Annotated in this window: 15 protein-coding genes; 8 read left to right on the forward strand and 7 right to left on the reverse strand. The window is 66.6% G+C overall.

Annotated elements, in window-relative coordinates:
* Positions 1 to 250: 250 nt before the first annotated feature.
* A complete protein-coding gene (gene tig / locus C4S70_RS00325) occupies positions 251 to 1582 on the reverse strand; it encodes a trigger factor (protein WP_104006120.1) in 1332 nt (443 codons plus the stop codon).
* A 233-nt stretch (positions 1583 to 1815) separates the two neighbouring features.
* On the opposite strand from tig, the gene C4S70_RS00330 reads away from it, so the two are divergent.
* Positions 1816 to 2271: a GtrA family protein gene (locus C4S70_RS00330; protein WP_235003631.1), complete on the forward strand. Its 456-nt coding sequence runs from the start codon at positions 1816 to 1818 to the stop codon at positions 2269 to 2271.
* 45 nt (positions 2272 to 2316) lie between these two features.
* Here C4S70_RS00330 and C4S70_RS00335 read toward each other — a convergent pair whose 3' ends face one another.
* The 4 genes from C4S70_RS00335 to C4S70_RS00350 form a co-directional block, all read right to left on the reverse strand.
* On the reverse strand, positions 2317 to 3135 hold the full coding sequence (locus C4S70_RS00335; RefSeq protein WP_104006121.1) for an arginyltransferase: 819 nt from the start codon (positions 3133 to 3135) through the stop codon (positions 2317 to 2319).
* Positions 3136 to 3228: 93 nt separating this feature from the next.
* Positions 3229 to 3660 (reverse strand): RDD family protein, encoded by a 432-nt coding sequence (locus C4S70_RS00340; RefSeq protein WP_104006122.1) that lies wholly within the window; start codon positions 3658 to 3660, stop codon positions 3229 to 3231.
* 108 nt (positions 3661 to 3768) lie between these two features.
* Entirely contained in the window at positions 3769 to 4224 is a 456-nt protein-coding gene (locus tag C4S70_RS00345; RefSeq protein WP_104006123.1) for a DUF2852 domain-containing protein, read from the reverse strand.
* A gap of 108 nt (positions 4225 to 4332) precedes the next feature.
* Positions 4333 to 4800, reverse strand: coding sequence for a YbaK/EbsC family protein (locus tag C4S70_RS00350; protein WP_104006124.1), 468 nt, complete (start codon positions 4798 to 4800; stop codon positions 4333 to 4335).
* Between the two features lie 110 nt (positions 4801 to 4910).
* Between C4S70_RS00350 and C4S70_RS00355 the strand changes: the two genes are divergently transcribed.
* Both C4S70_RS00355 and C4S70_RS00360 read left to right on the forward strand, forming a co-directional pair.
* Positions 4911 to 7718, forward strand: coding sequence for a [protein-PII] uridylyltransferase family protein (locus C4S70_RS00355; protein ID WP_104006125.1), 2808 nt, complete (start codon positions 4911 to 4913; stop codon positions 7716 to 7718).
* Complete coding sequence (locus tag C4S70_RS00360; RefSeq protein WP_104006126.1) at positions 7715 to 7987, forward strand: hypothetical protein; 273 nt, start codon at positions 7715 to 7717, stop codon at positions 7985 to 7987. The genes C4S70_RS00355 and C4S70_RS00360 overlap by 4 nt, the downstream gene beginning before the upstream one ends.
* Positions 7988 to 7991: 4 nt before the next feature.
* Here the strand turns inward: C4S70_RS00360 and C4S70_RS00365 are convergent, their stop codons facing one another.
* Together C4S70_RS00365 and C4S70_RS00370 are read right to left on the reverse strand one after the other, a co-directional pair.
* The gene (locus C4S70_RS00365; RefSeq protein ID WP_104006127.1) at positions 7992 to 8954 is read right to left on the reverse strand and encodes an alpha/beta fold hydrolase; all 963 of its coding nucleotides are present in this window, start codon (positions 8952 to 8954) and stop codon (positions 7992 to 7994) included.
* Positions 8954 to 9241 (reverse strand): SCP2 sterol-binding domain-containing protein, encoded by a 288-nt coding sequence (locus tag C4S70_RS00370; protein WP_104006128.1) that lies wholly within the window; start codon positions 9239 to 9241, stop codon positions 8954 to 8956. The genes C4S70_RS00365 and C4S70_RS00370 overlap by 1 nt, the downstream gene beginning before the upstream one ends.
* A gap of 87 nt (positions 9242 to 9328) precedes the next feature.
* Here C4S70_RS00370 and C4S70_RS00375 point away from each other — a divergent pair, with 87 nt between their 5' ends.
* From C4S70_RS00375 to C4S70_RS00395, 5 genes are all read left to right on the forward strand, one after another.
* Complete coding sequence (locus C4S70_RS00375) at positions 9329 to 9898, forward strand: tetratricopeptide repeat protein (protein WP_104006129.1); 570 nt, start codon at positions 9329 to 9331, stop codon at positions 9896 to 9898.
* 38 nt (positions 9899 to 9936) lie between these two features.
* Positions 9937 to 12837 (forward strand): helicase-related protein, encoded by a 2901-nt coding sequence (locus C4S70_RS00380; RefSeq protein WP_104006637.1) that lies wholly within the window; start codon positions 9937 to 9939, stop codon positions 12835 to 12837.
* A 7-nt stretch (positions 12838 to 12844) separates the two neighbouring features.
* Positions 12845 to 13225 (forward strand): RNA-binding S4 domain-containing protein, encoded by a 381-nt coding sequence (locus C4S70_RS00385; protein WP_104006130.1) that lies wholly within the window; start codon positions 12845 to 12847, stop codon positions 13223 to 13225.
* Positions 13226 to 13290: 65 nt separating this feature from the next.
* Positions 13291 to 13629, forward strand: a complete 339-nt coding sequence (gene fdxA, locus C4S70_RS00390) for a ferredoxin FdxA (RefSeq protein ID WP_104006131.1) — start codon at positions 13291 to 13293, stop codon at positions 13627 to 13629.
* A 259-nt stretch (positions 13630 to 13888) separates the two neighbouring features.
* Positions 13889 to 14395: a CarD family transcriptional regulator gene (locus C4S70_RS00395; protein WP_104006132.1), complete on the forward strand. Its 507-nt coding sequence runs from the start codon at positions 13889 to 13891 to the stop codon at positions 14393 to 14395.
* The last annotated feature ends 66 nt before the right edge of the window (positions 14396 to 14461 follow it).

A 14461-nucleotide genomic window follows, 5' to 3' on the forward strand; every position in this document is an offset into this window, starting at 1 on the left:
GAAAAAATCCCGCTCTATCTACGGCTTTTGCTTCTATTGTTCTAACCGCAGACGTTGGCACGGTGGCACCGAAATGCTACTTGATCCTGCACAACCGCCGTTCCGAATTGCAACACCCTCGCAGAAATCTGCGAGGGTGTTTTTCTGAAAGAGCCTGTCGCACCGTGCGCTACATTCAACCTGACAACACTTCTGGTAACAGGCTTGCGGTTGCCCGCCGGGCCCTTGCGTTTGCGGGATACGTTCTGGATCACTCGTCGTCCAGCTCTTCGACCGCCTTCTGAAGGTCGTCCTTGCCGACTTCCTTTTCGGTCACGGTCGCCAGCTCGAAGACATAGTCCACCACCTTGTCCTCGAAGATCGGCGCGCGCAGCTGCTGCTGCACCTGCGGGTTCTGCTGGACGAATTCGAAGAAGGCGCGTTCCTGGCCCGGATACTGGCGGGCCTGGTTCATGATCGCCTGGGTCATCTCGGCATCGGTGACCTCGATTTCGGCCTTCTGGCCCAGTTCCGCCAGCAGCAGGCCCAGACGCACGCGGCGCTCGGCCAGTTTGGTATGCTCTTCGGTGGGCTCGATCTCGCCGTGGTCGTGGCCCTGCTCCTCGGGGTGTTCGTCATGCCACAGCTGATGCGCGATCTGCTTGGCCTCGGCCTCGACCAGGCTCGGCGGCAGTTCGAAGCTCACTGTCTCGTCCAGCTTGTCCAGAAGCTGGCGCTTGAGCACCGCGCGCGCGGCCTGCGCATATTCGGCCTCGAGCCGTTCCCTGATCTGCTCCTTCAGCTGGGCCAGATCCTCGGCGCCGAACTTCTTGGCCAGTTCGTCGTCGATCTCGGCGGCAACGGGTTCCTTCACGTCCTTGACGGTGCAGGAGAAAACGACCTCCTTGCCGGCCAGGTGCTCGGCGCCGTAATCCTCGGGAAAGGTGACGGTCACGTCCTTCTCGTCGCCGGCCTTCACGCCGATCAGCTGGTCCTCGAAACCGGGGATGAAGCTGTTGGAGCCCAGCACCAGCGGGTAATCCTCGGCCGAGCCGCCTTCGAACGGTTCACCGTCCAGTTTGCCGACGAAGTCGATCACCACCTGGTCGCCTTCCTTGGCCTTCGACCCCTTGCGGCGCGACTTGAACTCCTGCGCGGTTTCGGCCAGCGACTTCAGCGCCTCTTCCACGGCGGCGTCATCGGCCTTGACCACCAGCTTTTCCAGCTCGATCGCCTTCAGGTCCACCTCGGGGATCTCGGGAAGCCTTTCGTAGGACATGGCGACATGCACGTCGTCGCCCTCTTTCCAGTCCTCGTTGGTCATCCGGACCTCGGGCTGCATCGCCGGGCGGTCGCCGCTTTCCTCGAAATGCTTCGACATGGCCGCGTCGATGGTTTCCTGCATCGCCTCGCCCAGCAGACGCTTGCCGAACTGTTTCTTCAGCAGCGGCAGGGGCACCTTGCCCTTGCGAAAGCCCTTCATCTCGATCTCGGGCTGCGCTTCCTTGAGCTTTTCCAGAACCTTGTCGTCCAGCTCCTGCGCCGTGACGATCAGCTCATACGCGCGTTTCAGACCTTCGTTCAGAGTCTCGGTGACCTGCATCTCGTTTCCCCATGATTTCAGGGGGCGCCGCAACGCGCGCCCAATCGAATTTGCCGCCTTCTATTGGCCCCGGCGGGCCGGTGCAAGAGGTATTGCGTCCCTTTCCGCGCTTGCGGGGCGATCTTCTCCGCGCGCTTGCCCAGCGTGCGCTCCCGGCGCGGCGGTTTTGCCCCTTGTCTCGCCGCGCGAGGTCTGGTGGAGTGCTTTGGGTGCAGAGCAAGGGTAATGCAGACATGGCCGGTTCACCCCATGCGCCATCCGGCGCCGTCCGGGCCGCCCGGCTGAGCCCCGGGGCGCTGGTGCTGCGCTATGCGCTGTTCGCGGTGATCGCGACGGCGGTGAATCTGGGCGCGCAGCGAGCGGTCTTTGCCATGATGACGGGCGACTTTCGGCTTCCAGCCGCGCTGGGCATCGGCACCGCGGCCGGGCTGGTGACGAAATACCTGCTGGACAAGAAATGGATCTTCTTCGATCGCGCCCGTCCGGTCGTGGACGAGGGCCGGACCTTCACGCTTTATACGCTGACCGGCGTTGGCACCACGGCGATCTTCTGGGGCAGCGAGAGCCTGTTCTGGTGGGCCGGAGGAACCCGGACGGCACGCGAGTTCGGCGCCGTTCTGGGGCTGACGGTCGGTTACGTGCTCAAGTATCGGCTCGACCGGCGGTTCGTGTTCACCGGCGCGACCTGACCGCTTCTCCTGTTTCGGCTGGCCGCGTGGCGGGCACTTGCCGTTTTAGCGGGGTTGCCAGCGCCGGTCGGGCAGGCGCAGGTTGGCGACCTGTTCGGCGATCGGCTCCACTGACAGGGGGTGTGTGGTCCCGTCATGTTCGTGCGGGTCGGTCAGCGGTTGCCATTCCCGGTCGCGATACACTTCGAGCCCGGCAAAGCGCGCCTTGTAGCCCATCTTGGGGCTGCCCGGCACCCAGTAACCCAGATAGACATAGGGCAGTCCGGCTTCCTGCGCGATGCGGACGTGATCGAGGATCATGAAGGTGCCGAGGCTGTTCTGAGGCCGGTCGGGGTCATAAAAGGAATAGACCATGCTGACCCCGTCCGACAGGATATCCGTCAGGCTGACCGCCGTCAGATTGCCCCGCGGGTCGGAATATTCGATCACGCGGCTGCGGATCGGGGTTTCCTCGATCATGGCGGCGAATTCGAACATGTCCATGTCCGCCATGCCGCCGTCGCCGTGGCGGGCGTCGAGATAGCGGCGGAACAGGTCGTATTGTTCCTCGGTCGCCCAAGGGGACGACGCCCGTCGCGACAGATCCCGGTTGCGCCTGAGCACGCGCCGTTGCGTTCTGGTGGGGCGAAACCGGCTGACGTCGATCCGGGCCGACAGACACGCCGCGCAATCGGCGCAGGACGGGCGGTAAAGCACGTTCTGCGACCGGCGGAACCCTTGCAGCGACAGGCTGTCGTTCAGCTGCTCGGCGTCCTCGCCCTGAAGCGAGGTGAACAGCTTTCGCTCCATCCTGCCGTCCAGATACGGGCAGGGCTGAGGGGCCGTCACATAAAATTGTGGCGCTATGGGCAGCGTGTGGCGCATGGGGCAATCCGGGTATCTCAAGTCGAGGATAGCAACCGGGTTCCCATGCGCCAAGGAAGAAATTCGCCCCCTGTCAGGCGCTTGGCCCTTGCATCAGGCCCGCCGGTTGATCATCGCCGTGCCGAGGAATGCGTCGGTCAGGCCCTGTTTGCGCGGGCTGGTCAGCATCATCACGATCGAGATCACCTGCAGAATGGGAAGGATGATGCTGACCGTGTAACCGGCGGTGTGGGCAAGGGCCGTCCCCATGTCCAGCCGCTCGCCCCAGGCGTTGCGCAGCTCGATCCCGGCAAAGCGCATCCCCCAGGTGGCCGAGCCATTGGTAATGGTTACCACCCGGTAGGCAAAGCCGATCACGGTGTAGAGAAACACCCAGAAGAACGCACCGACAAAGGCCGTCAGCACCACCGCCAGCAGCGAAAGGGCCAGGATCACGATCGTGTCGATCACCCAGGCGACCAGACGCTTGGTCGGGACATAGGCATAGAATTCCGGCTGGCGGTAGGGATCGGGAAGCAGGGACATCGCGGGCTCTGTCGTTTCGGTTGGCTGGAAAAGGTCAAAAGGCCGGGGGCAGAAGCGCCGCCCCGACCCTTGGGGACGGAGCGGGGACGTTGTACTCGGCGTCGGGGATCAGGCGCCGTCGCGATCGCCTTCGGCCGGTTCGGTGTCCGCCCGGCGGGCGCGTTCCTCCATGAACTGATCGAACTCGGCTTTGTCCTTGGCCTCGCGCAGCCGTTCGAGGAAGGCCTCGAAGTCCTGCTGTTCCTGTTCCAGACGGCGCAGCGTGTCGGCCTTGTAGGCGTCAAAGGCGCTGTTTCCGGTCGGGGTCATGGCGGACAGCCCGTGGCTGTGCCACTGGCGGCGGCTGCGGCGGCAGGATTTCGAAAACATGCGATTGCTCCAGATCATGTAGAAGAGAACGGCCAGACCGGCCGGCCAGAAAAACACGAAGCCGAGGACCATCAGGGCGATCCACGCCCCCTTGCCCCTGGCGTCCAGCCAGGCCTCGGCGCGGCGGAACCAGCCCGCTGCGGTCGGAACTGGGCCGGCGGTCTCGGTCAGGGTCGGGCTTGTCGGCGCGGTCATGGTCTGTCTCCTTTCGGGTCTAATGTAAACGCCTTTCACATTCGAACAGATCGGGGCGCCGGGGCGCGGTTTCAAGGTCGAATGTAAAAGATTTTTACATTCGGCGGATCACGACGTGAAATCAGCAACTTGTGCGTTGGCGATTCGGGCAAGGGTTGCGGCGGAGACGGGAAAGACGTGGTTGGGCGTGCCGGCGGCGGCCCAGATTTCGTCGAATTCGGTCAGGCGGGGGTCCAGAAAGGCGCGGATCGGGTTGAGGTGCCCGATCGGCGCCACGCCGCCGATTGCGAAGCCCGTCTGCCTGCGAACCAATGCGGCGTCCGCCTTGCCCAGCGGTTCGCCCGCCAGGGCGGCGGCCTTGTCCGCATCCACCCGGTTGCCGCCGGCGGTCAGGAACAGGATCGCCTCGCCCGAGCGTTCGCCGCGAAAGATGATCGACTTGGCGATCTGGTCCACCGCGCAGCCCACGGCCCGGGCGGCATCCGCCGCGGTGCGGGCAAGCTCGGTGCGGCGCACGCGCGGTTCGATCCCGGCGGCGCGCAGGGCCTTCTCGACCCGTTTCAGGCTCTTGCTCATCAGTCGGGTTCCTTCCGTCAGCCGCGCCAGTTTCCCCGTTTGCCGGGAATTGGCAAGATGCGCACCCGCCGCCGATTGACCTCGCCGGACGGTCGCAGCATTGTCGCGCCATGACCGACCGCAGCCTTTCCGCCCGTCTTGCGCGCCTGCCGCGCCCCTTCGACCCCGAGCTTGGAACGGAGGCCCGCGCCGCCGTGCCGGCCCTGTCCGGCGACGTGGCCGCGCTGATCGAGGGGGCGGGGGGCTCCAGCCCCTATCTGCTGTCGCTGATCCGGCGCGAATCGGACTGGCTGGCAGCGGCGCTGGACGATCCCGAGGCCGCATTCGCGGCAGTGCTGGACGAGGCGCGGGCGCTGCCGCCGGATCAGCTGAAGCCCGGTCTGCGGCAGGCCAAACGGCGGGTCGCGCTGCTGACGGCTCTGGCCGATCTGGCCGGGGCTTGGGCGCTGGAGCAGGTGACCGGCGCGCTGACCGATTTCGCCGATCTGGCCTGCGATCTGGCGCTCAAGGCCGAGATCGCGACCCTGATCCGGCGCCGGAAACTGCCCGGCATGACCGAGGACGACGTGGCCACCGCCGCCGGCCTGACGGTGCTGGCCATGGGCAAGATGGGCGCGCACGAGCTGAACTATTCCTCGGACATCGACCTGATCTGCCTGTTCGACGAAACCCGCTATGACCCCGACGATTTCCACGAGGCGCGCAGCGGACTGATCCGGGCCACCCGCAACATGTGCGCCGCGCTCGGCGACAAGACGGCGGATGGCTATGTGTTCCGCACCGATCTGCGGCTGCGCCCCGACCCGGCGGTGACGCCCGTCTGCATGGCGATGGCCGCGGCGGAAACCTATTACGAAAGCCTGGGCCGCACCTGGGAACGCGCCGCCTATATCAAGGCGCGCGCTTGTGCGGGCGACATCGAGGCGGGGCAGCGGTTTCTCGACACCCTGCGCCCCTTTGTCTGGCGCAAGCATCTGGATTTCGCGGCGATCCAGGACGCCCACGACATGCGCTTGCGTATCCGCGAGAACAAGGGCACCGGCGGTCCGATCTCGGTTCCCGGCCACGATCTGAAGCTGGGCCGGGGCGGGATCCGGGAAATCGAGTTCTTCACCCAGACCCGGCAGTTGATCGCCGGCGGGCGCGACCGGGATCTGCGCGTGCGCGGCACGGTGGAGGGTCTGCGGGTGCTGGCCGACAAGGACTGGGTGCCTTGGGACGTGGCGCAACGGCTGACCGACCACTACCGCGCCCTGCGCGAGGCCGAGCACCGCGTGCAGATGGTGCATGATGCCCAGACCCACAAGATCCCGTCCTCGCCCGAAGGGATCGAGCGTATTGCCTGCCTGATGGGGCGGTCCTCCGACGATCTCGTGGCGGAACTGAAGGACCGGCTGACCGAGGTTCACGAGATGACCGAGGGCTTCTTTGCCCCCGATGCGCGTGGGCGCGCGCCCGAGGAGGCCGAGCCGGCGGAGATCGAATTTGACGCCTCGGTGCTGGCGCGCTGGCCGACCTATCCCGCACTGCGGTCGCAGCGGGCGGCGCAGCTGTTCGAAACCCGGATCAAGCCCGAACTGCTGCGCCGGCTGGCGCGAACTGCCAAGCCCGAAGAGGCGCTGGTGGCGCTGGACGGGTTCCTGTCCGGCCTGCCGGCCGGGGTGCAGCTGTTTTCGCTGTTCGAGGCCAACCCGCATCTGATCGACCTGCTGGTGGACATCGTCGGCACCTCGCCGGCGCTGGCGGGGTATCTGTCGCGCAATTCGGGCGTGTTCGACGCGGTGATCGGCGGCGATTTCTTCTCGGACTGGCCGGGGATGGAGGCCCTGCGCGGCGAATTGGCGGCGGCGCTGGAGGCCGAGAGCGACTATGAGACACAGCTGGACGCGGCGCGGCGCTGGGCCAAGGAATGGCATTTCCGCATCGGCGTGCATCACCTGCGCGGGCTGATCGACGGACGGACGGCGGCCGGCCAATATGCGGATCTGGCCGAGGCGGTGATCCGCGCCCTGCTTCCGGTGGTGATCGCCCAGTTCTCCCGCCGTCACGGCCCGCCGCCGGGGCGCGGTCTGGCAGTGCTGGGCATGGGGTCGCTGGGGGCGGGGCGGTTGACCTCGACCTCGGATCTGGACCTGATCGTGATCTATGATCCGGCGGGGGCGGAGATGTCCGACGGCAAGCGGCCGCTGCCGGTGCGGCAGTATTACGCGCGGCTGACCCAGGCGCTGATCACGGCGATCACGGCGCCCACGGCGCAGGGCCGGCTCTACGAGGTGGACATGCGGCTGCGCCCCTCGGGCACGCAGGGGCCGGTGGCGACCAGCCTGGCCAGTTTCATGCATTACCAGCAGAACGAGGCTTGGGTGTGGGAGCATCTGGCCCTGACCCGCGCGCGCGTCGTGGCCGGGATGGACGATCTGGCCGCCGATATCGAGGCCTTTCGCCGTGATCTGCTGTCGCGCCCGCAGGACCGGGCAAGGGTGCTTGAGGCCGTGGCCGACATGCGCGGCCGCATCGCCGAGGCCAAGACGCCGTCGGGGGTGTGGGACGCCAAGACCGGGCCCGGACGGGTGCAGGACATCGAACTGGCCGCCCAGGCGGGGGCGCTTCTGGGCGGGGTGATCGGCCGGGGCGTCGAGGACGGATTGCAGGGCGCCGTCGCAAGCGGATGGCTGGATGTCGCGGATGCGACGATGCTGGGCGACTGTTATCGTCTATTCTGGGCCGTGCACATGGCGGCGCGGCTGATATCGGGCAAGGGGCTCGATTCCGCGTCCATTGGCGAAGGCGGCGCGGCGTTTCTGTGCCGGGCAACGGAGCATGAGACCGTGGAGGATCTGAGATCGGCACTCGAGGACGGATACGCCAGGGCCGCAGGGGTGATCGACGCCGCATTGGCTGGAGGGCGCGTGACATGAAGGGGGATCCGAGGCTCGATCCCAAGGGGCTGATCCAGGACTCCTATCGGATCGAGGGGATCACGGCCGCCGAATGCCGCAGCATCTTTCTGGACTGGGCGCTCAGCCTGCCCGAGGGCACCGGCACGGACGAGGCCCTGCGCCGGCTGCTGGCGCGCCATGGCGCGGATGCGCCCGACCATCCCATGACCGAGGTGCTGCGCGCGGGTCTGGATCGCGTGGCGCCGCCGCGGCGGCGCGGCGGCCGACGGGGGCGCTTCGGAAACTGAGCCGTCAGGAGGCCGCGGCGTCTTTGTGGGCGGCGCTGTAGAGCTGGCCCAGCCGGTCAAAGATGCGGGTCCGCCGCGCGGGCGTCTCCATCAGCACTTCGTGCTCGGCCCCTTCGATCACGTCCAGCTCGCCGCGTGGCCAGGCCGCCATGCGGCGGCGGATCTCGTCCACGTCAACGATCCGTTCGTTGCCGCCCACGAAGGTCACGCAGGGCAGATCGGGCGACGGTCGCCGCGCCAGGTTTCGACATTCCGCCAGCGCCTCGCGCAGCCATTGCAGGCTGGGGCCGCCGATACCCAGCTCGGGATGCGCGGCAAGTTGTTCCTGCATCATGAGGAACATGGCGGGGTCGGTGGTCAGCTGATTGTCCTCGAAGGGGTTCGCCTCGACATAGTTGCGCCGGGTCGAGCCGGGCGCGAGGCGATGGCCCATGCCGAGCATCGGCGCGAGGTGGGACAGCGTCCAGGCAAAGGCCCGGATCGGCGGCGACAGGCGGATCCCCCACATCGGGCCGGTAAAGGCGCAGGACTGGACGGGCAGGCCCTCCATCACCGCGCGCAGGCCGATGGCCCCGCCCATCGAATGGGCCAGCAGGTGAAAGGGGCGCGGCAAGTCCATCTCGCGCGCCGCGCGCAGGGCGGCGGAGACGTCCTTCTGGTAGTCGGCAAACCGTTCGACATGGCCGATATGCGGATCGTCCAGCAACCGCTGCGCAAGGCCCTGGCCGCGCCAGTCGATCGCCAGAGTCGCGAATCCCCGTCCGGCCATCTCGCGCGCGGCCTGCCCGTATTTCTCGATATATTCGGTGCGGCCGGGAAACAGCAGCACCGTGCCCCGGGTCGCGCCCCGGGGCTGCCAGATGCCGACGCGGATGCGCACCCCGTCGGCGGTGTCTGCCCAGACGGCCGTGCCGCCCGGAGGGCCGCCGGCCACGTCTTCGAAAAGCGGGGCCGGCTGCAACGGCATCAGGCCAGCACCGAGGCCAGCTTCATGGCGACGCCCATGTCGCCATCGACCGTCAGCTTGCCGGACATGAAGGCGCCGGTCGGGTTCAGCTCGCCCGACAGGATCTGTTCGAACGTGTCGGCATCCGCCGAAAGCGTGACGTCGGCCTCGTCGTCGCTGATCCGCGCGCCGTCGGCGTCGATCACCACCGCGCCCACGCCGTTCAGCTGGAACTTGGCGCTGCCATCGAAACCGCCGCCCAGCTTTTCGTTCAGTTCGGCCACCGCCTTTTCAAGGATGTCGCTCATCTTGGTCCTTCCGTTTCGCAGATGTGACTTTCCGGCGGCGCGCGCCCTCTGGTATTCGGCGCACACCGCGTTACATTGACCCATGTTATGGGCATTGACCACCTCAATCTCAAACCTGTCGTTGCGGCATGTGCCGTGATCATCGCGCTGTGCGGCGCCGCCCGGGCGGACGAGGCGCGGGCGCCGGACGAATCCGCGCTACTGTCGGCGCTGTCACGCGCCACCCCGGCCGAGGCGGCGCGGATCGACCGCGAGCTTCAGGCGCTATGGTCGAAAAGCGGGTCGGACGCGATGGATCTGCTGCTGAAACGGGGGCGCGAGGCGCTGGAACGCGGCGACCCCCAGGCCGCGATCGAGCATCTGACCGCGCTGACCGATCACGCGCCCGATTTCGCCGAAGCGTGGCACCTGCGGGCCTCGGCCTGGTTCGAACTGGGCCGATACGGTCTGGCGGCCGAGGATCTCGGCCGGGCGCTGACGCTGAATCCGAACAACTACAATGCCTTGTTCGGGCTGGCGTCCGTTCTGGAGAGCATCGGAGACGACGAAAAGGCCTATGAGGCCTATTTGCGCGTCAAGGCTATACATCCCAATTTCGAGGAAGTATCGAAGGCGCTGGAAAGGCTGCGGCCCAGGGTGACGGGCAAGACCCTGTAACACCCTGTAACGCGCCCGCCCGGGTGAAGGGAGCGAACGTGAACGCGCAATCGCGGATCGTGGCCGTTCTGGGCCCGACCAATACCGGCAAGACGCATTACGCGATCGAACGGATGCTGGGATACCGCACCGGCATCATCGGGCTGCCGCTGCGGCTGCTGGCGCGCGAGGTCTATGACCGGATCGTGGCACAGCGCGGGCCATCGGTGGTGGCGCTGGTCACCGGCGAGGAACGGATCGTGCCGCCGCGCACCCAGTATTGGGTCTGCACCGTCGAGGCCATGCCCGAGGGCATGGGCGCCGATTTCGTGGCGGTCGATGAAATCCAGCTCTGCGCCGACCCCGAACGCGGCCATGTCTTTACCGACCGGCTGCTGCGCGCGCGGGGGCTGCATGAAACCCTGTTTCTGGGCACGGACACGATGCGCGGACCCATCGCGGCGCTGGTTCCGGGCGTCGAGTTCATGCGTCGTGAACGTCTGAGCCAGCTGGTCTATACCGGCTCGAAAAAGATCACACGGATGCCGCCGCGCAGCGCCATCGTCGGGTTCTCGGTGGACAATGTCTATGCCATAGCCGAGCTGATCCGCCGGCAGAAGGGCGGGGCGGCGGTGGTGATGGGCGCGCTGTCGCCGCGCACCCGCAACGCGCAGGTGGCGCTGTATCAGAATGGCGAGGTGGATTACCTCGTGGCCACCGACGCGATCGGCATGGGGCTGAACCTGGATATCGACCATGTGGCGTTTTCGTCGCTGTCCAAGTTCGACGGGCGGCGGATGCGGCCGCTGGCCCCGAACGAGCTGGCCCAGATCGCGGGCCGGGCCGGGCGCGGCATGTCGAACGGCACCTTTGGCGTCACCGGCGAGGCGCGGCCGCTGGAAGAAGGCGTAGCGCAGGCGATCATGGAGCACCGCTTTGCGCCGCTGAGAAAGCTCAACTGGCGCAGCGCGGATCTGGAGTTCGGATCGGTGGCGCGGCTGATCCGGTCGCTCGAGGCCAGCCCCGCCAACGAGGTTCTGGTCAAGGCGCGCGAGGCCGACGACCTGATCGCGCTGCGGGCGCTGGCCGAGGTGGCCGAGGTCGCCGCGCGGGCCACCGACGGGCCGTCGGTGCGGCTGTTGTGGGATGTCTGCCGGGTTCCCGATTTCCGCGGCATCAGCCATGCCGAACATGCCGGTCTGCTGGAGGTGATCTTTCGCTATCTGCATGAAAAGGGGGCGGTGCCGGACGACTTCATGGCCCGGCAGATCCGCCGAATCGACCGGGTGGACGGGGACATCGACGCGCTGTCCAGGCGTCTGGCCTTTATCCGGACGTGGACTTATGTCGCGCAGCGCAAGGGATGGGTGCGCGACGAAACCCATTGGCGCGAGGAAACCCGCGCTGTAGAAGACAGGGTGTCGGACGCCTTGCACGAGGCGCTGACCAAGAGATTTGTGGACCGGCGCACCTCGGTTCTGTTGCGCCGGCTCAAGCAGAAGGAGGCCCTCTTGGCCGAAGTGAACGACAAGGGTGAAGTGACCGTCGAGGGCGAATTCGTCGGTCGGCTTGAAGGGTTCCGGTTTTCCCCGGACAAGAGCGCGAAGGGCGCCGAGGCAAAGGCCGTGAACGCCGCCGCGTTGCAGGCGCTGGCGCCGCAGTTCCATCTGCGCGCGGACCGGTTCTACAACGCCCCCGATACCGAGATCGACTTTACCGATCAGGGCGGGCTGATGTGGGGCGAACATGCCGTGGCCAAGCTGGTCGCCGGCCCCGAGCCGCTGAAGCCGCAGGTCGAGGTGTTCGTGGACGAAGCCGCCGGCGCCGAGGTGGCCGAAAAGGTCAAGCGCCGCCTGCAGCATTTCATCGACCGAAAGATCTCCACCCTGTTCGAGCCGCTTCTGGGCCTGCAGCGCGACGAGACGCTGACCGGTCTGGCGCGGGGCTTTGCCTTCCGCATGGTCGAGAACTTCGGCATCATCCCCCGCGCCCGGGTGGCGCAGGAGGTCAAGGAGCTGGACCAGGACGCGCGCGGCGCCCTGCGCAAGCATGGGGTCCGGTTCGGGCAATACACGATCTTCATGCCGCTTCTGCTGAAACCCGCGCCGACCCGGCTGCGGCTGGTGCTGTGGTCGTTGGCGCAGGGGCTGGATGACTTCCCCTCGGCCCCGCCGCCGGGGCTGGTGACGGTTCCGGTGGATGCCGCCGCGCCCAAGGGCTATGACACGATGTCCGGCTATCGCAATGCCGGGAGCCGGGCGATCCGCATCGACATGCTGGAGCGGCTGGCCGACATGCTGCGCGGGCAGGACAGCCGCGCGGGCTTCGAGGCGACGGCCGACATGCTGTCGATCACGGGGCTGACGCTGGAGCAGTTCGCCGATCTGATGCAGGGGCTTGGCTATCGCGCGGAAAAGGGCGAACGGGAAAAACAGCGCCCCGTCCCCGCGGAAGAGTCCGGCCAACAGGCGGCGCAGGACGGCGCGCCGAGCGAAGGCGAGCCCTCCGCAGGCGGGGAGCAGCCGGTCGAAGACCGGACCGCCGCGGATCAGCCGGACGCGGAACGGACGGCCGAGGAGGCCCCGGTTGCCGAGAGCTCGGCGGACGCGGACGCCGCGCAGGTCGTGTCACCCGCCCCGGTCGAAGAGGCGCAGCCCGCCGCCGAATCTGCCGATGCCGATCAGGACAAGACCGAAGACGGACCCGAAATCGAAGTGTTCTATACCTTCACCTGGGGTCGCGGCCGTCAGGGCGGACGTGGCCGGCCCGAGCGGGGCGAGGGCGGCAAGGCGCAGGCCAAGGGGGGCAAGCGCGGTAAGGGCAAGCCCAAGGGCGGCAAGCCCGCGCGCAAGCCCGAAGGGGCGCGCACCTTCTCCGCCCGTCCGCCGAAAAAGGATGACCGGATCGACCCGGACAATCCCTTTGCCGCCGCTCTGATGGGGCTCAGGGACGGCAAGTGAGCGCCGCATGACCGAGTCCCCGGCACGTCTGCGGCTGGACAAGTGGCTGTGGCATGCACGATTCTTCAAGACCCGGACCCTGGCCGCCGCGCAGGTGAGCGGCGGCCATGTGCGTGTCAACGGCGCCCGTGCGGCGAAACCGGCCCATGCGGTGCGTCCTGGCGACGTGCTGACCTTTGTTCAGGCGCGCCGCGTGCGGGTGGTGCGGATCGTGGCGCTGGGCGAACGGCGCGGTCCGGCGTCAGAGGCGCAGGCGCTCTATACCGATCTCACGCCGGACGACGATACCCCCGCGCCGCGCAATCCCCGCTATGACGGTGGGGGGCGGCCCAGCGGCAAGGTCCGGCGCCATATGATGTCTAAAACCTTTCGCGGCGAGATGGATTGACGCCTTGAACAGCCCGGCCCACTGGTCTAGCTAGTCGCGAAAATGGTGAAACGGAAAGCCCGCCCATGACTTATATCGTCACCGACAACTGCATTGCCTGCAAATACACCGACTGCGTCGAGGTCTGCCCTGTGGACTGTTTCTACGAGGGCGAGAACATGCTGGTGATTCATCCCGACGAGTGCATCGATTGCGGCGTGTGCGAACCGGAATGCCCCGCTGACGCGATCCGTCCCGATACCGAGCCGAACATGGAATCCTGGGTGGAGCTGAACCGGAAATATGCCGAGCTCTGGCCGGTGATCGTGACCAAGAAGGATCCGCTGCCGGATGCCGAGAAACACGACGGCGAGCCCGGCAAGCTCGAGAAATACTTCTCGGAAAAGCCCGGCGAAGGCGGCTGAGGCCGGCGACTCGGCGGAGTCCGGCCGAAAATCATTCGAAATAGCGGTGGCTTACATGGCGTCCTCTTCAATTGGGACGTGATTCGTGTTATGTAGTTAACACTGATGATATTGGCGGCTGAAAAAATCTCCCCATCTGGATGCTCGCGTGGGGGAGCAGACTTTTTGCAAATTCGCGCATTTTCAGGGGTGCTCCCGGCACCGCTGAAAGGCGTGTTGACGCGTGGATTTCCCGGCCGCAAGGAAAGGACGAAGCTGCATGACCAAATCGAAGAAGCCCGAATTCCGCCCGAACGACTACGTCGTCTATCCGGCGCATGGCGTCGGCAAGATCGTATCGATCGAAGAGCAGGAAGTCGCGGGGTTCAAGCTCGAGCTGTTCGTGATCTCTTTCGAGAAGGACAAGATGACGCTGCGGGTGCCGACCAACAAGGCAACCGAGGTCGGCATGCGGTCGTTGAGCTCGCCGGACGTGATCGAAAAGGCACTCAAGACGCTCAAGGGCAAGGCCCGCGTGAAACGGGCGATGTGGTCGCGCCGCGCACAGGAATATGAACAGAAGATCAACTCGGGCGATCTGATTTCGATTGCAGAGGTGGTCCGCGACCTGCATCGCAGCGACGACCAGCGCGAGCAGAGCTATTCCGAGCGCCAGCTCTACGAGGCGGCTCTGGAACGGCTGACGCGCGAGGTGGCCGCCGTCAGCGGCGACGAGGCCGAAGCCGCCCGTCAGGTGGATGCGGTGCTGACCTCGCGCGCGGCCTGATCGGCCCGAGGCGCGAACCAGAACGCATGGCCACGCCGCCGGGGCGTGGCCTTTTTCATTGCGTTT

The organism is Jhaorihella thermophila (assembly GCF_900108275.1).
In the GTDB taxonomy this organism is placed as follows: domain Bacteria; phylum Pseudomonadota; class Alphaproteobacteria; order Rhodobacterales; family Rhodobacteraceae; genus Jhaorihella; species Jhaorihella thermophila.